This window comes from Rummeliibacillus sp. TYF-LIM-RU47, from assembly GCF_008638315.1.
In the GTDB taxonomy this organism is placed as follows: Bacteria; Bacillota; Bacilli; order Bacillales_A; family Planococcaceae; genus Rummeliibacillus; species Rummeliibacillus stabekisii.
Map to the genome: position 1 here is coordinate 231,401 of NZ_VVIR01000001.1, position 21,279 is coordinate 252,679.

24 protein-coding genes and 1 tRNA gene are annotated in these 21,279 nt (G+C 34.0%); 22 read left to right on the top strand and 3 right to left on the bottom strand.

The window, feature by feature from the left end:
- Positions 1-165: 165 nt before the first annotated feature.
- The 10 genes from F0527_RS01200 (at position 166) to F0527_RS01245 (ending at position 7,875) form a co-directional block, all read left to right on the top strand.
- Complete coding sequence (locus F0527_RS01200) at positions 166-1,122, top strand: S8 family peptidase (protein ID WP_150283490.1); 957 nt, start codon at positions 166-168, stop codon at positions 1,120-1,122.
- Positions 1,119-1,304, top strand: a complete 186-nt coding sequence (locus F0527_RS01205; protein WP_066791790.1) for a hypothetical protein — start codon at positions 1,119-1,121, stop codon at positions 1,302-1,304. The genes F0527_RS01200 and F0527_RS01205 overlap by 4 nt, the downstream gene beginning before the upstream one ends.
- Positions 1,305-1,454: 150 nt before the next feature.
- Positions 1,455-2,072 (top strand): sigma-70 family RNA polymerase sigma factor, encoded by a 618-nt coding sequence (locus F0527_RS01210; protein WP_147195343.1) that lies wholly within the window; start codon positions 1,455-1,457, stop codon positions 2,070-2,072.
- Entirely contained in the window at positions 2,069-2,227 is a 159-nt protein-coding gene (locus tag F0527_RS01215) for a YvrJ family protein (RefSeq protein ID WP_084246991.1), read from the top strand. The genes F0527_RS01210 and F0527_RS01215 overlap by 4 nt, the downstream gene beginning before the upstream one ends.
- A gap of 3 nt (positions 2,228-2,230) precedes the next feature.
- The gene (locus F0527_RS01220) at positions 2,231-2,476 is read left to right on the top strand and encodes a helix-turn-helix domain-containing protein (protein WP_066791792.1); all 246 of its coding nucleotides are present in this window, start codon (positions 2,231-2,233) and stop codon (positions 2,474-2,476) included.
- Between the two features lie 57 nt (positions 2,477-2,533).
- Complete coding sequence (locus tag F0527_RS17375) at positions 2,534-2,671, top strand: glutaredoxin family protein (protein WP_150283491.1); 138 nt, start codon at positions 2,534-2,536, stop codon at positions 2,669-2,671.
- Between the two features lie 228 nt (positions 2,672-2,899).
- The gene (locus F0527_RS01230) at positions 2,900-4,921 is read left to right on the top strand and encodes a hypothetical protein (RefSeq protein WP_150283492.1); all 2,022 of its coding nucleotides are present in this window, start codon (positions 2,900-2,902) and stop codon (positions 4,919-4,921) included.
- Positions 4,922-5,065: 144 nt separating this feature from the next.
- Entirely contained in the window at positions 5,066-5,479 is a 414-nt protein-coding gene (locus F0527_RS01235; RefSeq protein ID WP_150283493.1) for a hypothetical protein, read from the top strand.
- Between the two features lie 85 nt (positions 5,480-5,564).
- The gene (locus tag F0527_RS01240; protein ID WP_150283494.1) at positions 5,565-6,410 is read left to right on the top strand and encodes an ABC transporter ATP-binding protein; all 846 of its coding nucleotides are present in this window, start codon (positions 5,565-5,567) and stop codon (positions 6,408-6,410) included.
- A 706-nt stretch (positions 6,411-7,116) separates the two neighbouring features.
- Positions 7,117-7,875 (top strand): phospholipase A2 family protein, encoded by a 759-nt coding sequence (locus tag F0527_RS01245; RefSeq protein ID WP_150283495.1) that lies wholly within the window; start codon positions 7,117-7,119, stop codon positions 7,873-7,875.
- A 199-nt stretch (positions 7,876-8,074) separates the two neighbouring features.
- Here F0527_RS01245 and F0527_RS01250 read toward each other — a convergent pair whose 3' ends face one another.
- Positions 8,075-8,524 (bottom strand): hypothetical protein, encoded by a 450-nt coding sequence (locus F0527_RS01250; RefSeq protein WP_150283496.1) that lies wholly within the window; start codon positions 8,522-8,524, stop codon positions 8,075-8,077.
- A 243-nt stretch (positions 8,525-8,767) separates the two neighbouring features.
- Between F0527_RS01250 and F0527_RS01255 the strand changes: the two genes are divergently transcribed.
- Positions 8,768-8,839 (top strand) — tRNA-Cys (locus F0527_RS01255).
- A 207-nt stretch (positions 8,840-9,046) separates the two neighbouring features.
- Here the strand turns inward: F0527_RS01255 and F0527_RS01260 are convergent.
- Positions 9,047-9,430 carry a hypothetical protein gene (locus tag F0527_RS01260; protein ID WP_150283497.1) on the bottom strand — a complete coding sequence of 128 codons (384 nt, stop codon included), beginning with the start codon at positions 9,428-9,430 and terminating at the stop codon, positions 9,047-9,049.
- Between the two features lie 350 nt (positions 9,431-9,780).
- Here F0527_RS01260 and F0527_RS01265 point away from each other — a divergent pair, with 350 nt between their 5' ends.
- The 8 genes from F0527_RS01265 to F0527_RS16895 all read left to right on the top strand — a co-directional run bounded on the left by F0527_RS01265 (position 9,781) and on the right by F0527_RS16895 (position 15,533).
- Complete coding sequence (locus tag F0527_RS01265; RefSeq protein ID WP_150283498.1) at positions 9,781-10,308, top strand: YceI family protein; 528 nt, start codon at positions 9,781-9,783, stop codon at positions 10,306-10,308.
- Positions 10,309-10,434: 126 nt separating this feature from the next.
- Entirely contained in the window at positions 10,435-11,418 is a 984-nt protein-coding gene (locus tag F0527_RS01270) for a ring-cleaving dioxygenase (RefSeq protein ID WP_150283499.1), read from the top strand.
- Between the two features lie 12 nt (positions 11,419-11,430).
- Positions 11,431-12,024: an NADPH-dependent FMN reductase gene (locus F0527_RS01275; RefSeq protein WP_147195324.1), complete on the top strand. Its 594-nt coding sequence runs from the start codon at positions 11,431-11,433 to the stop codon at positions 12,022-12,024.
- A 137-nt stretch (positions 12,025-12,161) separates the two neighbouring features.
- Positions 12,162-12,782, top strand: coding sequence for a nitroreductase family protein (locus tag F0527_RS01280; RefSeq protein ID WP_066791804.1), 621 nt, complete (start codon positions 12,162-12,164; stop codon positions 12,780-12,782).
- Between the two features lie 21 nt (positions 12,783-12,803).
- Positions 12,804-13,742, top strand: coding sequence for a ring-cleaving dioxygenase (locus tag F0527_RS01285; RefSeq protein ID WP_150283500.1), 939 nt, complete (start codon positions 12,804-12,806; stop codon positions 13,740-13,742).
- Between the two features lie 23 nt (positions 13,743-13,765).
- On the top strand, positions 13,766-14,374 hold the full coding sequence (locus F0527_RS01290; protein ID WP_150283501.1) for a flavin reductase family protein: 609 nt from the start codon (positions 13,766-13,768) through the stop codon (positions 14,372-14,374).
- Between the two features lie 36 nt (positions 14,375-14,410).
- Positions 14,411-15,016 (top strand): alpha/beta hydrolase, encoded by a 606-nt coding sequence (locus F0527_RS01295; RefSeq protein WP_150283502.1) that lies wholly within the window; start codon positions 14,411-14,413, stop codon positions 15,014-15,016.
- A gap of 361 nt (positions 15,017-15,377) precedes the next feature.
- Positions 15,378-15,533 (top strand): YwzD family small protein, encoded by a 156-nt coding sequence (locus F0527_RS16895; protein ID WP_158512616.1) that lies wholly within the window; start codon positions 15,378-15,380, stop codon positions 15,531-15,533.
- 130 nt (positions 15,534-15,663) lie between these two features.
- On the opposite strand, the gene F0527_RS01300 is transcribed toward F0527_RS16895, so the two are convergent.
- Positions 15,664-16,170, bottom strand: a complete 507-nt coding sequence (locus F0527_RS01300) for a sigma-70 family RNA polymerase sigma factor (protein WP_223823567.1) — start codon at positions 16,168-16,170, stop codon at positions 15,664-15,666.
- Between the two features lie 1,002 nt (positions 16,171-17,172).
- Between F0527_RS01300 and F0527_RS01305 the strand changes: the two genes are divergently transcribed.
- From F0527_RS01305 to F0527_RS01315, 3 genes are all read left to right on the top strand, one after another.
- The gene (locus tag F0527_RS01305; protein WP_150283504.1) at positions 17,173-20,100 is read left to right on the top strand and encodes a hypothetical protein; all 2,928 of its coding nucleotides are present in this window, start codon (positions 17,173-17,175) and stop codon (positions 20,098-20,100) included.
- A gap of 325 nt (positions 20,101-20,425) precedes the next feature.
- Positions 20,426-20,731 carry a hypothetical protein gene (locus tag F0527_RS01310; protein WP_150283505.1) on the top strand — a complete coding sequence of 102 codons (306 nt, stop codon included), beginning with the start codon at positions 20,426-20,428 and terminating at the stop codon, positions 20,729-20,731.
- A gap of 14 nt (positions 20,732-20,745) precedes the next feature.
- The gene (locus F0527_RS01315) at positions 20,746-21,030 is read left to right on the top strand and encodes a hypothetical protein (RefSeq protein WP_150283506.1); all 285 of its coding nucleotides are present in this window, start codon (positions 20,746-20,748) and stop codon (positions 21,028-21,030) included.
- Positions 21,031-21,279: the final 249 nt, after the last annotated feature.

Genomic DNA, 21,279 nt, shown 5'->3' on the forward strand with positions numbered 1-21,279 from the left:
AATAAAATAAGAAACCAGAAGCGCTGATTAAGTCAGTTCTTCTGGTTTTTTTGTGTTTAAGTAATCTGTAAATGCTCTAATTATTAAAATTATTGGATAGAAAGGTTGTAGAATACCTTACTCATATTTCTTTATTCTACAAAAGCTAATAAAAGGAGTCTTTCTATGGAAGATACAGAAGTTAAATTAATACCGGATGAAGCATTAGTTTCTATGAGTAATATGGAAGAAGTTATCCCAACGAACATTCTAGAAATAGGTGCTCAAACAAAATGGAAAAAGGGGTTTTCTGGGCAAGAGGTAGTCATTGCTGTTATAGATACGGGTTGTGATAGTAGTCACCCAGATTTATCTGAAGCGATAATTGATGGCTATAATTTTACGACTGAGCATTATGGGAATCCTGAAAATTATAATGATACGAACGGTCACGGTACCCATGCGGCAGGTGTGATAGCAGCTGCGCAAAATAATAAGGGAGTTATAGGTATATCATTCAAATCCAAATTATTAATTTTAAAAGTACTAAATTCTGTTGGCGGTGGATCTATTGATAATCTAATTAAGTCTCTTGACTATGCTTCAAATTGGCGTGGACCAAATAATGAAAGAGTTAGAATCATATCTCTATCACTTGGTACAAAGCAATCTTCGACGGAGCTCCACAACGCTGTAAAGAGAGCGATAAATAATGGAATATCAGTTGTAGTAGCTTCAGGAAATGATGGTGATGGAGAATTTAGTACGAATGAATATCGATATCCAGGAGCTTATGAAGAAGTGATTGAGGTTGGGGCAATTGATCAGAATCAAAAAATAGCACATTTCTCAAATACAAATGAGTATGTTGATCTCTATGCTCCTGGAGTTAATGTGTATTCAACATTTCTAAATCAACAATATGCGATTTTATCAGGTACTTCAATGGCTGTACCACATGTAGCAGGAGCGTTAGGTTTACTGATTGAAGAGCATGAATATAAACAAAATAAAAGGTTAAGTGAACAAGAAATTTATGACATTCTAATGCTACATACAGAGAATAGAGAATTAAATAATCATAATATAAATATTTTATCTTTATCTAAAAAACCTTTTAAAAGAAAGGAGGAAATCAGATGAATGATTCCTTAACAATTAAAGAATTGTTTGTTAAATGCTATTGTGAATCTAGGAAAACACAAGCATACTTAACACAGTGCTTGGATAAATGCCCAGAAGAGGAGAGAGAATACTTAATAGAGCTTGTAGAAAAAACAGCCTCAACCTCTAAAAAAATAAAAGAATTTTACGAAAAGCATTAGATTTTATTGTAAAAAATGGTATAATTAAAAAGTAAATATTCAGACAAAAAGTAGAATAAACCTATTTATGACTATACATTGCTAGTCATTTTTTTACAACCAAAAATAGAACATACATTCTCTTTTTGTGTAGGTGTGGAGGTAATTATTATGGAATTTAACATGACAGAAGGATATTGTACGGATGCCCTTCAAAAGTTCAAGTTGGATAATGAGGAGTTTTTAAAAAATAATATTGTTCTTTCCTTTCTTAAAAATAAGGACCATGAGGATTTATTTGTTACTGCTATATGTAATCCAACTATTGAAAATGAGAAAAAATTAGACAATGCCTTTAGGAAGTTTTATTTTCATATTCGGTTTATTTCTTTTATCTCAACAGCTATATATTTTAATGCAGTCAACTTCGATAAAAAACATAGAAAGATTCAACAACGACACCCTCTAACTGTTGATAGACCTTTAGGAAATGATGAAGATGGCACCTTTAAGGATTTAATTACTGATGAAAAAGCCCAAATTCATATTGATCATATTATACAAAAAGAAAGCATTTTGGATTATCTCGAAGATCCACAGTTATGCTCAGCGGTTGAGAAGTTAACGGAAAAGCAAAAGGAAATAATCAATTTAGCATTCGTAAACGGACTCTCAGACACCCAAATTGGGAAGATACTGAACAAATCTCAGCAATCTGTTTCTAAGACTAGAAAAAAAGCAATTCAGAATATAATACAGTCTTTAAAAGGAGGGAAAAATAGCAAATGACAGAAATCCCTGAATGGATTGTTATTTTAGGGAACTTTGGGTTTCCTATAGCCATAACAATGTACTTATTCGTTCGTTTTGAAAAGAAAATAGAAAATTTAGAAGCAGCTATAACAGAACTAGGACAAGTTATTAAAGAAACAAGGAGGAATTAATAGATGACAGTATTCTTATATGAGTTAGTAAAAGAATCACAAGAAAGCAAACATGCAATGCAATCATTAATTGATTTATTTGAACCTAAATTAAAAAAATCTCTTTCGCTTACAAGCTATGAAAATCGAGAAGATTTAGCACAAGAATTAAAATATACACTTATTAAATATATTCATGGATATCAAGTAGAGGAAACACCGGGGTTTTATGATTTGAAAAGAAAAATAGAAAATAAAAGAGCTATGTGAAGAGCTTTAAATTATATGTAATCATAATTTCTATAATAAAACGGAGGGAAATTTTGTATGGAAATCATCGTCTATACTCAACCAAATTGTATATATTGCGAAAATCTCGTAAGCTTTCTTGAAGAAAAGAAAGTGAATTATAAAGAGATAAATATCCATAAAAGTTTGAGGTGTACGAAGAATTCAGTCAACTAGGAGGGAGAGCTACACCTTATATTATTAAAAAAATAAATAATAAAATTGTTTCAAAGATTGTAGGATTTAATAAAAAAGAGATAAGAACTGAACTTAATATTTCTTAATTTAAATTTTAGCAGGTAGAAAATTTATTTCTATCTGCTTTTTTCTATATAAAAGGGTTGTTATTTCATCAACGTTTTCCTCTTTATTAATTATTATGCTGTGTTAGAAAGGATGAGAAAATTGAAGGTTTTAAAAGTATTAACAACTAGTAATTTAAAGATGCATAAGTATTTATTGTTAATAGGGTTAGCTAGTTTATTACTTTATGGGGGACTCATTGAATATACATTGCTATATAAAGCGAAAGATCCAGGTAATGCTTTACAATTTTCAAGTTTTTTAATCCAGTCGGGTATGTTGTTTTTTCTGTTGATAGGATTTCAATTAGCCACTAAGAATCTAACAAGCTCGCTGTATCAAGTAGCAAATAAAGAAATGAGAAAATTACATTGTATTAATATATCCTTTTTATTTATTTTATCCTTACTGTTTGTTTTAACTTTTATCATAAGTACTAACATTTATTATCACTGTATAGACCCTACTAACTCTTTTGTAAAAGAGAGTTCACTGTTCTTTTTGTATTATTGGTGGTTGCCTTTTATTATAAGTGCCCTTATAGGCTATATTTTTGGATTGAGTTTCTCTAGCAAAATAGTTTACGTGTGCATATTTATTGTTTGGGCAATTCTCTCACCTACAAATCTAAACTTTTTAAATAATTTGCTTGTTAACTCACAATTAATAGAGGTAGCCAATTGGCTACAAAATATAAATTTAGGTGTATCTAAAGTTGATGAGTTATATAATTCATTATTTAGCTTTGAATTTGATTGGTATAAAAAAGGCATGTTATTGCTCACCTTAATTTTAATTGTTATTTTACAGATTATCTTTTTGAAAAAATGGAGATTTCAGCAATACAGTATTATCTTAGTGTTTGTTTTATTGTTGTGTTACAGCTCTATTCCATATCATTATTCAAAAAACCAATTACAAGATATACCTACTTTAGCAAAGGAATACGAGTATTATAGAAATTTAGAAAGCACCCCCAAACAAAAATACTTTGATTATAGAATTGATAAAGTTAATTTGAGTATACAAAACACAAACTTATTTTCCGTAACGGCAAAACTTCAAATTTCTAATGTAAAAGATCCTAACATAGCTTTTACTTTATATAAGGGCTTTAAAATAAAGAATATTTCTTTAGATAACGGTAAACCGGTAAAATATTATCAAACCGGTGATTATATATACGTGAATCTTTCTGAAATTAACAAGAAAAAAATAAATACATTGAAATTTACTTATTCGGGCAATGGCACTATGAGAAATCCATCAATTGGGGATGTCGTTTATCTCCCTCATAATTTTACTTGGATTCCTAGTAATCAAAGAATGCCTACCCACTATTTATTTAATCAGGGAGTTACAGCTGCTGCGATTAACAATTCGCCTAATATAGAGTATAGCCTGATACTCCGGGATAACCAGAGACGTTATTTTACGAATTTACGATATGAGGGAAAAGGGAGGTACTATGGTGTAGCTAAAGGTGTTACTTTAATTACCGGAGAACTGACGCATAAACATGATAATAATATGGAAGTGGTTTATCCTAGCTCTTGGTTCCCTTATAAAGAGGAGTTTAAACAGTATGTTACTCAATACAAAGAAGACCTACAAAGATACAATCGTCTTTTAAAAACAAAAAACAAAATACCCCAGAGAATTATATTGCTCCCTACTCTGGATCCGTTTATTTCTGGCATAAATCCACACTCTATTGGGGATGGAACTAATCTTATTATCCATTTGGACCCCAGTAAATTTACAAGAGTGATACCTATCGAAAAGGGGATTCCCTTTCAGATAGACAGTGCTTTTAATGAATACAATAGCTTAACTGAAAAACAAAGAATAAATTGGCTAATTTTTAATAGTTTTGTAGGCTTCAAAATCAGTAACAAGTCTCATGCAGCAGAGTCATTATTTTATTTTTACCTTGAATCCATTCATAGTGCTTTGACACCAAATGAACAAAAAATATTAAAGGATCTAATAAATTTTAGAGAGCGACTTTCAAATGACTTCTTAAAAAAGTGGAAATATCTTATATGCGATAATGAAGAAGATGACTGGAAACAAATCCGGTCTTTAATCAAAGAGAGCTTACTAAAAGAGAGAAAATCGTAAAGGATTTTCTCTTTTTTATATTAGTCCTAAAATATAAAGCTATTTTAAAAATAAGGTTGTAATAATAGCTCTATCTCTTTCTTTATATAATGTCAGCTGATACAAATTAATGCATTAATTTAAAAATGATGAGGAGGAATAGGTATGACAATGGTTTTAGAAAGGTTAAATGTCAAAAAGATTATTGTGTCAGGGGTACTTTTAATGAGTGTGCTTATGGGGATCAATGCATTTGCGGCAATGGATAAATATTCAACTGCTAAATTGAACTTTGCTAGTAAAGCAATTGGGGACAACGTAAATATTTGGGATGGAAAAGCAAAGGTTACTGCAAAAAATGATACTGCAGGTTCTGAACCAACCTTTAGTGCAACAATTAAAAAATCTGTTACATTGCTACCAGATCCAACAACCTGGAATAAGAATATGTTTTCTAGAGGAAGTTTTTCTTCTACAGTTTCTATTTCTGAAGCATCCACCTATTATGCCCAAGCTTCAACACTTTCACCTTTAGGTATGGGGAATGTACAAGTGCAATCACTAGACACTAGTTGGTAAAACATTAAAACAAGATGGACCATTAATTTAATTAATGGTCCATTTGTTTAGTATATAAGAATCTTAAAATAATAGGAGGTTCCTAATGATAAAAATAAGTAATTTATCTAAAACGATAAGAAGGAAAGTAATACTAGATAATATTAATGCAGAATTAAGCGGGATTACAGGGATAATTGGTCCGAATGGTGCTGGCAAAACAACTCTTATGGAGATTATTGCTTCTGTTCAGAAAGCGGATAGCAAATCAATAATTACTTATAACAATAATAATCGGAAAGTGAAAATTGGCTATTTACCTCAAAACTTTAATATCTATCCTAACTTGACTGTAATCCAAGTCATTGAATTAATAGCATCTTTAAAAAAATCTTACCATAAAGTCTATATTGAACAGTTAATAGATCAAATGAATTTAGAACTTTATCGAGATGTTAAATTAAAAAAACTATCGGGGGGAACTTTACAAAGAGTTGGTATTGTTCAGGCCCTCTTAAATAAACCGGATTATTTAATAATCGATGAACCTACTACAGGTTTAGATATTATTGAAGCAATTAAACTAAGGGAGTCTTTGCTGAGTCTGAAAGATGAGGTGGAGATTATAATATCTTCCCATATTCCAGAAGATATAGCATCGATATGTGATAATTTGCTCGTAATTAAAGAAGGTAAAAAAATATATGACGGGGATATTAATCAACTAATCTCAAAAACATCTAATACAACCTACGAAGGCATTATAAATAGGTCGGAATTGAATAGCGCAAACTCAATGGGAAGGTTAGTTCGGGTCGAACCATTGGATAGTAATCAAGTAAAGGTTAGATTGGTTACCAATAATCCATTAAATAATAATTGCTTTAATAAAGTAGAAGCAGACTTTTTAAGTGGTTACATAAATTTATTGGAAGGGGATTATAATGTCTAAAATTATCAGGATAAAGTCAATATCAGTCCAATCTTTATTAAGTATCATCGCTATAATGTTTTTGATTTTTTTCATCGTGATAATGGCTGATATTTTTAAGAGTGCAAATACTATCTTTCTTTTAATTCAAATTGTTTTTGTTCCCCTTTTTAGTATTCTTGTGCTTTTTCTTTTTTATGATCTTTTTGGTACAAGACATACTTCTTTTCTTCTAACAATTTACGATGATTTGGTACAAAGGATTTTTTTTATTTATTTCGGCCTATATAGTATTTTATTATTAATACTTTGCCTTTCATTAAAGACTATTTATGAGGATTTCAATGTATTAGTAGGCTTCTCTTTACTGTTATCTCAAATATTGTTGTTTAGCAGTATATTTTTGTTTCTTTTTATGATTATATCTGACATTAGTATTACCATATCTTTAATGGCTCTTTATCTATCAATAGAATTAGCAACATTTGGTGCTAACCGATTATTATATCATGCATTTTATTTTAATTTACACACTCCAATGAGTCTTTCTACTGTAATCAATATATTTATCATCAATCTTACATTAGGCTTGATAAGTTTTAGACTCTGTAAATCTATCGTTACTTTTGATTAAACTGAAATTTCATCCTGTGGTTGTAAATTAGACGTATTCCTTTTCTTTATATAATGTCAGCTGGCAAATTAAAAATAAAAGGAGGTCCAACAAATGGAAGTTGGATATCATTTAAACCAAGAAGAGATTACAGCTTTAATAAGTAGCTTTAAACAGAAACAAAAGTTTCAAAACTTAATGAAGGAAATTAAACGATACAGTGAATTAGATTTCGATACAGAAAAAGCAGAAGTGATTCAAGCCTTAAAATTTGATACGACAAAAGGGGAGCAAGTAATCACTGCTAAAGCACTGGTACTGCAATTTAGTGATAAAGTTAACATTCGGTATATTACACGATACTTAAATGGAGATCTTGAAACAACGAATGATTTTTTTGTAGGAACACTTAATCATAACAGCATTGAAGAACCAGAAAAAATTCTACAAACAGTTATGAGGGCAAGTGATGACAATGTTGTTTCTGTAATCAAAAATGAATTTGATGAAGAAGCAGTAGAGATGTCGGCAGAAGCAAATGAAAAATTTGAAGAAGAATTTAACTACGATGAAAATTATGAGCCAGGTCAATTAGTCGGACAAGTTGATGCTCAGAGCCCAATTAAAGGTTGTATTGCAGGCGGCTATATTTATTGTGGTGATTCGTGTGGAGGGTACCCTGCATGTAAGAGTACAAAAAGTGGAGTAAATGGTCTGGATAACTGCTGTAAAACACATGATTGTTGCTACAACACCTATGGCGTAGGTTACCCGCATTGCTATTGCGATCAACAATTATGTGATTGCGCCCAAGCTGCTCCTTTTGCCAAGGCTAAGATACTCGTTGAGTCAGCATTCTGCTTTGTATGCTAGTATTCAAAGAATCTATAATGTTAATAAGTCGATGAAACGGTAAATAAAAATGGTTCTATACATCAATTTTGATGTTAGGAACCATTTTTTATTTGCTCAAGCATACAAAATCAGAGATAACGGCATTATATATTATTCGTACAATGTTTTATATTCAATGTAGGAGATGTATTTCAGTATAAGGATAGTATTTGATATTTTATTGAATAATGATTTCCCCAACATATTGAGCCTTTCCTTTATCTGAATTAAGATTAACTTCAATCAAATATTCGCCTTTTTCTTTCGGTACACTAAATGTTTGTTCATTTTTGACCTCTAAATCAATCTTTTGTTGGTTCTTTGAAAGTACGATACTTATACCGTCGGGATCAAAATGGCCATCTTCAATCAAAAAGTCAACTTGTTGGCCACTCTTAAGTTTTATTGGTTCTTGTTTCTGGGCCAAGGAATTAATATCGTCCGTTTTTTTATTATATTTTTTATTATAATCCCATTTAACATTTGCTTTTGCTAATTCTGTCTCTTCACTAATGTTGTTGGGATCTACTAGTGAAACAGTTGGGGGAGAGAAATCGTAATTTTCGCCAAAACAACCTGTTAATAAAAGGGCAAGACATAAGCCTATAGCCCATTTTAATATCCTCATTATTGATTTTACACTCCTTTAAGTTTAAAAGTTACATTTATTATAACATTCTAACTACAAATCCCATAACACCCTTATTAACACAAATCTGAATTCCTTATTTAGAAGGTTTCTACATAACGAATAGCTGATTGCAGAGTATGTATAGTTTGATGGTAATGGGTGATCCATTTCTTTATGTTTCTTAAAATTATGGTTGTGAATAAGGTGATATGCGTTTCTTTATATAAGGTAAGTAAGAATGGTGATATAGCCAAGAGGTAAGGCGAAGGTCTGCAAAACCTTTACACCACGGTTCGATTCCGTGTATCACCTTTATGAATAAATCCTATAATTTCAAGAAGATTTTATGAGTGTCAAATATTAATGAAAAAGGCGGTCCTGTCCTTCAGGGCTGCTTTTTTTGAATTCAACTTGAAGATTGTTCTAATCAAAAAGCCTTTATAATATAAATAAAAAGCCGCATGTAATCAAACTTTTTACAGTTGATTACATACGGTTTTTAAAAAATTTTATGCCTTCTTAGAGGTAAGTTATACCATAAAGAGTACCTCTCCCGGTTGTTGGGTAGGAATCGCTCGCCCTTCCCACTCTTAAAGCGTAAGTGTCACCAGTAATACTAAATTCTCCAGTATTTAATGTAGCACCCGGTTTTACTGTCCAAGATTTCACAACTTTCATTGCAAACTTATACGATAGTATGGAAACTTTGAGATCATTATTTCCTGTATTTGTAGCGGTAACTTTTGCGACGCCACCTAGAATATCAATACGTGCACTCTGCATATAACCAGCTAAAGGACTGTCATAGTTAACTGAAACACTGTTTGTCTCTTTTGGAATTCCTTGAGCAGATACTTCTTTATTGATTTCCTCTTTTTTAAATTGATCGTAATCTTTTTTCATACTCTTCATCCTCCTGAAATTTTTTGAATTACATGTAATAAAGAAGGCTAAGGGGGAAGATTTACAACCTTGCTTAGGAATTTATAAAATCAATCTAATATCGAATAAGTACCGTGAAAATCAATTTCTCACTATATTTCTTCCTATACAAAGGTTGCTGCGAGGTTTAAATTATGCTGAATTTAATTAATCTAAAAAAGTTTTGAAAACAGTATTGACAAGAGTTTGATTTCATGAGAAGATTATCTCGAATTAAAGATATTTGTTTTAAGTCTATTATTTTTTTAATATATATCTCGATTTCGAGACAGTTAGTATTTTCAGATTATATACATTGGAGGAGATTTAAAATGGCAAAATGGACAGTAGATCAATCACATTCAACAGTAGGTTTTGAAGTAAAACACATGATGGTTTCAAAAGTAAGAGGACTATTTGATTCTTATACTGCAGATGTAGAAGCAGCAGATTTAACGGATTTAACAACAGCAACAATCGCATTCAAATTTGATGTAGCAAGCATTAACACAAACAGCGAAGATCGCGATAATCATTTGAAATCAGCAGATTTCTTCGATGCAGAAAACAACCCAACTATCGACTTTACATCTACAAACATCGTAAAAGATGGCGATGACTACAAAGTAACTGGTGATTTAACAATCAAAGGCGTAACAAAACCAGTAACATTCGACGTAGAGTACGGCGGTAAAGGTACAAACCCATGGGGCATAGAAGTGTACGGATTCGAAGCGGAAACAAAAATCAACCGTGAAGAATTCGACTTAACTTGGAACGCAGCACTAGAAACAGGTGGCGTACTAGTAGGTAAAGACATCAAAATCAAAGTGGAATTAGAAATTAACCCAGCTGCATAATAAAAGCTTGTGTATAATGCTGAATTTAGTTGATATAAGTTCAGCATCATCTTCCAAACAAAAGCTCAAAAGCATTTTTTTTAAAACAATATCTCGAATTCAAGATAATTATGGGAGGGGTATTTCATGGATGCACTTAAAGGACTACATCACGTTACAGCTATAACAAGCAGTGCAGAAAAAATATATGATTTCTTCACTTACGTATTAGGTCTTCGATTAGTGAAAAAAACAGTGAACCAAGATGATATCCAAACCTATCATTTGTACTTCACAGATGATGTCGGCAGCCCAGGAACAGATATGACATTCTTTGACTTTCCAGGTATTCCAAAAGGGGTGCATGGCACAAATGAGATTTCTAAAACATCTTTCCGGGTTCCTAATGATGAGGCATTAGCGTATTGGGTAAAACGCTTTGATAAATTTGAAGTGAGACATACAGGAATCCAAGAGCAGTTTGGCAAAAAGACTTTATCATTCGTCGATTTTGACGACCAGAATTATCAGCTCATATCAGATGAGTTAAACGCGGGAGTGCCAGCAGGGACACCTTGGCAAAACGGACCGGTGCCACTTGAATATGCGATTACCGGATTAGGACCTATTTTTGTCCGGACTTCTTTTGCTGACTACTTCAAGCAACTGTTAGAGGAAGTATTCTTCATGAAAGAAGTCGCTAAAGAAGGCTCATTCAAACTATTTGAAATGGGTGAAGGTGGCAACGGGGCTCAAGTAATCGTTGAAATGAACACCGTGCTTCCGCAAGCTCGACAAGGCTATGGCACAGTCCATCACACAGCATTCCGTGTGAATGACAGAGCGGACTTGGATGCTTGGCAACAACGTTTAGAGTTATATAAACTGCCAAACACCGGCTATGTAGAACGTTACTATTTTGGTTCTCTTTATACAAATGCTGCCCCTTCCATTTTATTTGAATTAGCAACAGATGGTCCTGGCTTTATGGGGGATGAACCATATGAAACGCTTGGCGAAAATCTATCATTGCCGCCATTCTTTGAGCCAAAACGCGAAGAAATCGAAAAAATCGTAAGGCCTATTGATACAGTGCGCAGTACTCGCACATTAGAAAAGGAATATTTATAGGGAAGTGAAATCATGGGATTTATGTCTAAATTATTTGGTACAAAACAAGAGGAGGAAGAAACAATGACAAAAGTAAATATCGGTATTATTTTAGGATCAACTCGTGAAGGACGTGTAAGTCCACAAGTAGGCGCTTGGGTAAAAGAAATCGCAGACAAACGTGGTGACGCGAACTACACAATCATTGATATTGCAGATTACAAGTTGCCACTACTAGGTGAAGCAGGCGGAGATGCATCAGGCGCAGCTGCATGGTCAGAAGCTGTTGCAGCACAAGATGGTTTTGTATTTATCGTTCAAGAATACAATCATTCGATTACTGGTTCACTTAAAAATGCACTAGACTACCTTCGCGAAGAATGGAACAACAAAGCAGCTGGTATCGTATCATACGGTTCAGTTGGCGGTGCTCGTGCAGCAGAACATCTGCGTGGCATCTTAGGTGAATTGCTTGTAGCGGATGTTCGTGTACACCCAGCATTATCATTGTTCACAGATTTCGAAAACGGTACAGACTTTAAACCAAAAGCTGTTCAAGAAGAATCAGTGAATCAAATGTTAGATCAAGTCGTTCCTTGGTCAAAAGCATTGTTCACTATTCGTTAATCTTTCTTTCATTCATATACATGCGCAGCGACTTGCGCATGTATATGTACATCATGAAAATTGAGCAAATCGCATCAAACAAGTTGATGGATGTGCTCAGTCGTTGTGAAAAAAGGGATAGATAAGGGGATATAGAGATGACAGAATTCACGCAGTTGGTAAAAGAAAGACGATCGGCAAGCAACTTTCTTCCGAATTATGAAATTTCACAGGAAGAGTTAGATGAAATATTTGGACTAGTAAAGCTTGGACCCTCAGCTTTCAACCTTCAACACACGCATTATATAGTCGTGACAGACCCAGAGGTGAAAGAAGAAATAAGAAAGGCCGCTAATGGGCAGTATAAGGTCCATAGTGCATCAGCTGTCATCTTGGTGCTAGGCGATAAAGAAGCCTATAAAAAAGCAGCCGAAATCAATGAAGGATTATTGATGCTGGGTATATTAAATAAACAAGAATATGACTTTGCGGTAGAAGGTACTGTTGATCTGTATGAGACAAGAGGACCATCATTCCAAAGAGATGAAGCCATCCGAAATGCTTCCTTATCTTCTATGCTGTTTATGCTAGCAGCGAAAGAAAAAGGCTGGGACACTTGCCCGATGATTGGATTCGAAGAGGATAAAGTAAAAGAAATCCTGAATATCAGTGATCAATACGAGGTAGCATTAATGATTACACTAGGTAAAGAAAAAGTAGCGAGCAGACAACCACGAGGCTATCGCAAGCCTGTGAATGAGTTCGTCACCATCGTTTAATAAAGAATTGGAGTGAGTAAAATGAGCAAAAAAACAATGGGTATTCATCACATTACAGCCATTGTAGGCCACCCACAAGAAAACGTAGATTTTTATGCAGGTGTATTAGGATTACGTTTAGTGAAAAAAACAGTCAACTTTGATGATCCGGCAACTTACCATCTTTATTTTGGGAACGATGGCGGAAAACCAGGCACTATCATTACCTTCTTCCCTTGGGCAAATGCACAGCAAGGTGAAATTGGTGACGGACAAGTTGGGGTAACAGCATATGCTATTCCACAGGGTTCTTTGGCATTTTGGAAACAAAGATTGGCTAAATTTAATGTGCAATATACAATTGCAGAACGTTTTGGCGAAGAAGTTCTAGCATTTGATGATCCTCATGGCTTACATTTAGAGCTAGTTGAAAGAGAAGCAGGGGAAACAAATACATGGACTACCGGAGAAATCACACCACAATACGCTATTAAAGGATTTGCCGGAGCTACACTTTATTCTGCAAATCCAAGCGAGACAGCTATGTTAGTCGAAGAAATCATGGGCCTTGAAGTAGTAGGGCAAGAGGGAGATTATATTCGTTTCCGTTCTAGCGCTGATATCGGAAATGTCATCGACCTGAAACTAACAACAAATGGCCGTGGAATTATGGGTGTCGGAACAGTTCATCATATTGCATGGCGTGCCATTGATAATGAGGACCAATTAGATTGGCAGAAATATATCTCTCAGCATGGGTATGGCGTAACACCGGTTCGAGATAGGAATTATTTCAATGCCATCTACTTTAGAGAGCATGGCGAAATCCTGTTTGAAATGGCGACAGATCCTCCAGGATTCGCACATGATGAATCACCAGAAACAATGGGTGAAAAATTAATGCTGCCTGAGCAGTTTGAACCTTATAGAGCGGGCATGGAACGGAGATTAATACCGATTGAAGTGAGAGAGCTAGATTAAATCATATAAAAGGAATGATGACGATGCGATCGATTGACCCAGAAACAATGGCTGAAAGAGATAATTATAAATTTTTGACAGGAAGTATTATCCCTAGGCCGGTTGCATTTGTTACTACCCTTACGCAAGATGGAGTTCTGAACGGAGCTCCATTTAGCTACTTTAATATCGTTTCATCTAATCCGCCTATGATTTCCCTATCGATTCAACGGTCAAACGGGAAAATGAAGGACACAGCGCGAAACATCCTGGACTCTAACGAATTTGTCGTTCATATTGTGGATGAACACAATGTAGGTAAAATTAATATTACTGCAGCCAGCCTTCCACCTGAACAAAGTGAAGTAGAGCTAGCAAACTTAACGCCTGTGGAAAGTACAAAGATTGCTGTACCGGGCATCAAAGAATCAAAGGTCCGAATGGAATGTGTACTGGAGCAAGCCTTAGAGTTAGGTGGCACAGATGAGCCTGGCTGTGACCTGATTATTGGTAAAGTCGTTCAATTTCATATAGAAGAGGCTATTTATGAAAAAGGAAGAATTAATCCTAGAGGATTAGCGGCCGTTAGCAGATTGGCAGGCCAATCCTATGCTAAAATTGGTGAGATGTTTGAAATAGAAAGACCGAAATAGCTTTAGTTATGAGAGAACACAAGAGGAGGTTACAACATGAAGCACATTTTTAATAAGGGGACCAACCCAAATAAACCAACATTTTTAATGCTCCATGGCACCGGTGGGAACGAACTTGATTTGCTGCCATTAGCAGGAGTCATAGATGATGAAGCCAATGTATTAAGCGTTAGAGGGAATGTCTTAGAACAAGGCATGCCAAGGTTCTTCCGCCGATTATCTGAAGGGGTATTTGATGAAGAAGATTTAATCTTCCGCACGAGAGAGCTAAATGAGTTTCTGGATGAAGCAGCAGAAAAATACGACTTCGATCGAGATAACATCATTGCCATCGGTTACTCAAACGGAGCCAATATCGCAGCCAGTCTGCTATTTCACTACCAACATGCATTAAAAGGAGCCATCCTGTTACACCCAATGGTGCCGAGAAGAGGCATCGCTTTACCAGACCTAGCAGGAAAATCTGTATTTATTGGTGCCGGAACAAACGACCCGATCTGCTCTCCTGAAGAGACGAAAGAATTACAACAGCTACTGCAACAAGCCAATGCTAGCGTTGAGCTTCACTGGGAAAATAGAGGTCATCAATTAACAATGGGTGAAGTGGAAAGTGCTAAGGAATGGTATTTGAAGTTAGGTTAGAATCCTATTTATATAGTCTTTAGCTTCATTAAATGAACGAGATTCATTTAGTGGGGTTAAAGGCTTTTTTTCATGCGCTTATTAAATTGAAAAAGGGACAATCTGAAATTTACTGTTGTTCCTACGAGAAATACAACCGCTCACGAGGCGTTTACTAACACTCTCATCCAATTTACTGCCGCTAAGAAGAAGTATACTCAAGAAAAAAGACAAATTAAGTCCCCGCTTTCTATCCGTTAGCAAAACTCACAGATTTTGCTACCAATGATTAAACTCCAACAAAAATCTTCTAAAAAAAGTTTACCAATACAAAACATCGGGTATCTCCTCTCTATGAACAAAATCTAAAGGAGGAAGACAGATGTCACAAGAAGAAATGCAAATGAAGTTCAAAGAAATCCTATTATACGGTTACCAAAGAGGAAATGAAGAGGGTACACTCTCTGCTTCAGATTTAGTACAAGAACTAGCGGATAAAATGAAGGACGTTCTATGGGTCGCAAATACACAAGGGTAATGATAACAAGTATAACTTCAAGCAACTTTTCGAAAATTCGCCAATTGCACTTACACCAAAAACTCCCTATAAACAGATCAACATAAAAGGCACCCTTAACAAACTCGTCAAAGGTGCCTTTTTTCATGCCTTAAATCTTAACAGTATTATTTTCCCGTACACGTTTGATTATCCGACCTCGGCGCCTTTTTAGCGCTACGATACTAGTACCATATTTTACCGAAAGTTCTTCATAGGAGAATCCTCTAATATAGTAATCTATGAGAAATTGCTGATCTTGTTCCTCCAGTTTATTCAACAAACCTTCCAGTTCATTAGCTACTTCGTTGTCAAACTCCATAGGCAAGTGTATCTCCAGCTGGGAGCTTTCTTCAGGCTGATAGTGCGTCTCATAGCGGATTTCTCGTTTTAATTCATCTAGAATACTGCCATGAATGCACCTATAAGCATAGGGAGTAAAGTCGCCCTGTCTGCTGTCGTATTTTTGCCACGCCTGCCACAGAGCAATGCGAGCAGTTTGGCGATAATGCTCATGATTTTTGTAGATTTTACATTTACGGATGGCAGCTGAAATCATGGGCTCGAATCTTGTCAGTATTTCTTCAAAATGATACATATTTGATTTCTCAATTCTCATTGTGCACAACGAATTATTCCTAGGTGAGTTCAGAATAGAATGTTTTCAGAAAGAGGTACAAAAGCTATTCTGTCGAATAATCGCGCCAAAAAGGTCGTTTGCTGGTTCCAAACGATTCAAATGGAAGCCGTAAACGACAAAAGTGAACTATTTTAAGTTGGTGAGAAGAAAAATAGAGAAATCATTTTCTTACTTTATAAATTAAAATATTCTTCCATTGCCATAATAAAAATTTATCAAAATAATAGGAGGATAATCGTAAAATTGTTTTATAAAAATAAGAATTGTATGAATTATTCTTTCTGAAATAAAAGCGGAATTGTTTAGTGGAAATGAGAATCTTTTTGAGTTGCAGAGCATAATGTAGCAGGGTGGCCAGATTGAGGAAACTTATAAAATGGTTGAAATAGGGTAAGGAAGCAGGAAATCATGACGTATATAAAAACAAAGGTCAATCACCAAAAATTTCTATACGATTGAATAATATTTTAATAGGGAGAGTGTTTATAAATATGATTAGGTATATCTAAAGTAAGGAATGATATAGAGATATAATATTTGTACCAGACAAATGGTATATATATAAAGGAAGTTACTCATAAAAGACTAACCTATTTTATCTATATATAAACCAATTTTAAATTAAAAAGTTATTTTTATACTTTACTAATAAATTATTACTTTATCTATTAACTACAAAATAAAATAAATAACTGTTAATAAGAAGTCTATAAAATAATACTATAGTTACAATAATGATATATTTTTGGTAAAAAAACATCATTTATAATATAAAAATGTATTTGTTAGAATATTCTTCACACATTTTTGTTATTTTTAATATTAAATTGACATTAACATTTTTTTGTTCAATATTTTTACAGAAAAAAAGGTGGAAAATTGATAGGATATAGTCGATAATAAGGACAAGCATGGTTAGTTGATAAGTCTATCAATGCGATTTAATGCTAATCATATCCAATAAGGGAGGATTTTCAATTCATGAAGAATTTTAAACTAGTAAAAACTACAGCTGCCCTAGCTCTTGGTGCTTCAGTAGTAACTGCTGCTGTCGTTCCTGGTGCTACTACTGCATCAGCTGCTTCTAAGTACAAAGTGTCAAACGGTCAATTAGTAAACGCTAAAACTGGTAAAGTTGTTAAAGGTTATGTAGTATTCAAATCTAAACTTTACTACAATGGCAAATTGAAAAAAGGTTACAAAACTGTTGGTTCAGGTAAAACAATCAAACTTTACTACAATGGTAAATTAAAAGAAGGTTACAAAACTGCAAGAAACAATAAATTGTTGTTCTTTAACGGTTCACTTAAAAAAGGCTACAAAACAGCTGGTAACGGCGAACGCCTTTACAAAGATGGCCATTTAGACAAAGGCTACGAAGTATACGGTGATGTTGATAAAGATCCATCACTTTACTACAATGGCTACCTAAAATCAGGCTACAAAACAGCTAACAATGCAACTCTTTTATTCTACAACGGTAAATTAAAATCAGGCTACAAAACTGCTAAAGAAGGTACAGTTCTTTATAAAGAAGGTCGCTTAAACGAAGGCCTTGCACTAGTTGGCGGCAAACTATTTAAAGATTCTTCTTTAAATAAAGGCCTAGTAAAATACGAAGATAAATTCTACTTCGATGCAGATCTAGCTAACGGTACTTACGAGTACGAAGGCAAAGAAATTGCTGTTGAAAACGGTGTAGAAGTTAGTGCAAAAGTTAACTCTGTAGAAGCGATTAACGGTACTCAACTTAAAGTAACTTTCAACAAATCAGTAGACGCAACTACTGCAGAAGATGAAGGTAATTACTCTTTAGATAACACAGCATTAAATTCTTCAAATGCTAAAGCAGAATTACAAGATGACTCAAAAACTGTTATTTTAACATTAAATACAGCATTTGATAACAAATCTGAACATTCTGTTGCTGTTACTATTAGTGGTATTCTTGAAAAAGATTCTACAACATCAAAATTACCAAAATTTAGTTCAGTAATTAAAGTGCTTGATACTACTCCAGCACAAGTAGCATCTGTTAAAGGCTTAACTAATGGATCAACAGTTACAGAAGTTACAGTTGATTATTCTGAACCTGTTCAAGCTGGTGCTGTAATTAAAATTGATGGCACTAAAGTAGGCCTAACAACTGCTGGTGAATCACAAACGATTTCTGGTCTTTCTTTAGACTCTTCTAAAGAACATACTGTTGAAGTAGTGAACTTAACAGACGCTGCTGGTAACATAACAGCTGTTGCAACTTCTAAATTCACTGCTACTAAAGATGACGTTGCACCAGAAATTAAATCATTAACTGCATTAAATGACAAAGAATTTGTTGTTGAATTCAGTGAAAAAATTAAAGCTTCAACTCTAACTGCTGCTGATTTCAAATTAGCTAATAGCACTACTTTGGCAACAGTTACTCCTACTGATGTTAGAGCATTAGATGGTGATACTACAGGTACTAAATTTGTTGTTACTACTAATTTGACTTCTGCAAGTTATGAAACTGTTACATCTATTCCTTTAACAGTAGCAGTAGCAGAAAAATCATTTACAGATGTTGCTGGTAATGAAAACGCAGCTACTACTAAATCTGTAACTCTTTCTAAAGATACAACTGCACCAGTAGTACAATCAGTAAAATTCACTAAAGCATCTTCTGGTGATATTGAAAAAGTTACATTTACATTTGACGAAAATGTAGCAGAAGTAACAGGCATGAATAAAGATGCAGTTGAAGTTGTAAGCAAAACTGGCTTATTACAATCTGGTTTTGTAACAGGAACTTCTGTATCTGGTAAAACCTTGACTCTAACTCTTAAAGCTGGTGTTAAAGATGGCACATATAGCTTCACTCTTCCAGCAGGTTTTGTAACAGATACTTCAACTTCATTAAATAAATCTGCTAAAGTTGAAAAAGTTCTAGACTTTGGTGCAGCTGAAGAAGAAACACAATTTGCTATTGTTTCAGCAAAAAATGTTGTTTCTGAAAATAATACTAACGTAATTACAGTTGACTTTGGTAAAGATGTAATCGGTGGTGCATTTGATGGTTCAGCTACAAATACTGATCGTTATACTCTAAATGGTAAAGCTATACCTTCTGATGCTAAAATTGTATTAATTTCTCAACAAAAAGCACAAATTACATTACCAGTTGGAACAGTTGAAACATCTGATGATGCAGCAGTACTACAAGTTTCTGGTGTTAAAACTACAACAGGTTTAACTAACAAACTTTATACTGTAACTTTAGACAATCTTACAGATAACGTAGCACCTAAATTACAAACTGCTCAATTATTACCAGACGGTAAAACATTTGTATTAACTTACAATGAAAATGTTACTGGTGTTGTTACAAATGATGACGTAAAAACAGCATTTAAATTTACTGAAGCTGGTAAAGATGTAACACTTAATACAGCTAAAGTAGTTAGTGTAACTGGTAAAACTGTTGTAATCACAGCCGATAAAGCTGTTACAACTTCAACTCCAGAAGTAAAAGCAGAAGCAGCTGGATTCTACAATGGAAAAACTGCTTATACTCCAGTAGCAAATGATACAATTTTAAAAGGTGGAGTAACATACACTTACTATGCTAAAGGTGATGTAATCGTACCAGCAGCAGATGATCAAACACCAGCAGTAACAGCTCCAGAAGCTGGATTCTATAATGGCACAACAAATGCATACACACCAGTTGCAACTGATAAAATTGTAAAAGGTGATGCAACATACACTTACTATGCTAAAGGTGATGTAATTGTACCTTCTGAGTCTTCAACTTCAGGTGCAGCATTTGATACTACAAAAGCTGTGACAGTTGAAACTCTTGCTGCATTAGTTAAAGACAAAGCTTCAAATACACAAGCTAAAGATATCAAAGTTACAACTACTCGCTAATTGTGATTATTGATTAATCCATCCCTTACCTTATTGGGCGAACGGATTCAAAGACTCCTATCTTCTTCGGAAGATGGGAGTTTTTTTGTTTCAAAGCTAGCGTTTGGATTCTCTTTTCAAATATATATTATTATATTGAATTCTAGCTCTCATATATTCGTATATGGGAGCTTTTTTCGTTAGGAGGGAATGCGAATGATTGCTCTTAAAGCAATATACAAGTACTTAAAAAGCGATTACTTTTAAACATGCCTAAAAGGTAAGGGCTTTTAAGTAATAGCTTTACACGCCTATTTCAAGGTTTTAATAGAAAAGGAGAATCCAAATGGAAGAGATTTTTGTGAAGGAATGGTTTTCTAAACAACTAAGACAGGTATTTCATGTCTATCCACAAGCATTTGATGTAGCAATAGAGGTCATTGATTTAAAGCATTCAGTCTTAGATCAGTACATGCAAGTGATTAATAATAATAAATGGAATTTAAAACTAGTTAATAGTGCTTACTCTTGTACACATGATGATATTAGAGGTAATCACTGGGAAGCATATTTCATCTGTAAAGAAAAGGGTGTTTTGTTTGAACTGTGGAAGAAGAATGATGAAGTAATAGCCTATGAAATCTACAAGTAAAGGAGCATAAGTACATGATATACAGCTACGAACGATTTTTAAAAGGGATGGCACTAAGAACGTCTGACCAAGTAACATTAAACGACATTGGATACGAAAACATTGAACTCTACAAAGAGGAAATGGATGAACGATTCTTTACAGAAGAAGAGTTCAAAGAATTTCCAAAGGTTTGTATGGTCACAGCGATTAGTTATCTAACAAAGACCAATGATGATTACTTAATGATGGATGTTTACGATGAAAGTAACCAAAACCATGTCAAAACAATTTGGGTGAAAAACGGAGAAGTACAATAAGAGAATGAGTAAACTCACGACAAAACTAATCGAGATCTCACGACAAAAGTAAATTAACAGAATGATAAAAAGGACAAGTTCATGTGACAGAAGGCATGGGCTATTTTTGTATGCAAAAAAACTCACGACATTATTATATAACTGTCGTGAGTTTCAATTTTAGGAGGATGAGAGTATGAGTTCAAAAGCAATTTTAACAATTGTAATAACAGTTTTAGCAGAAGTAATTAAACTATTACAGGAAAAGAC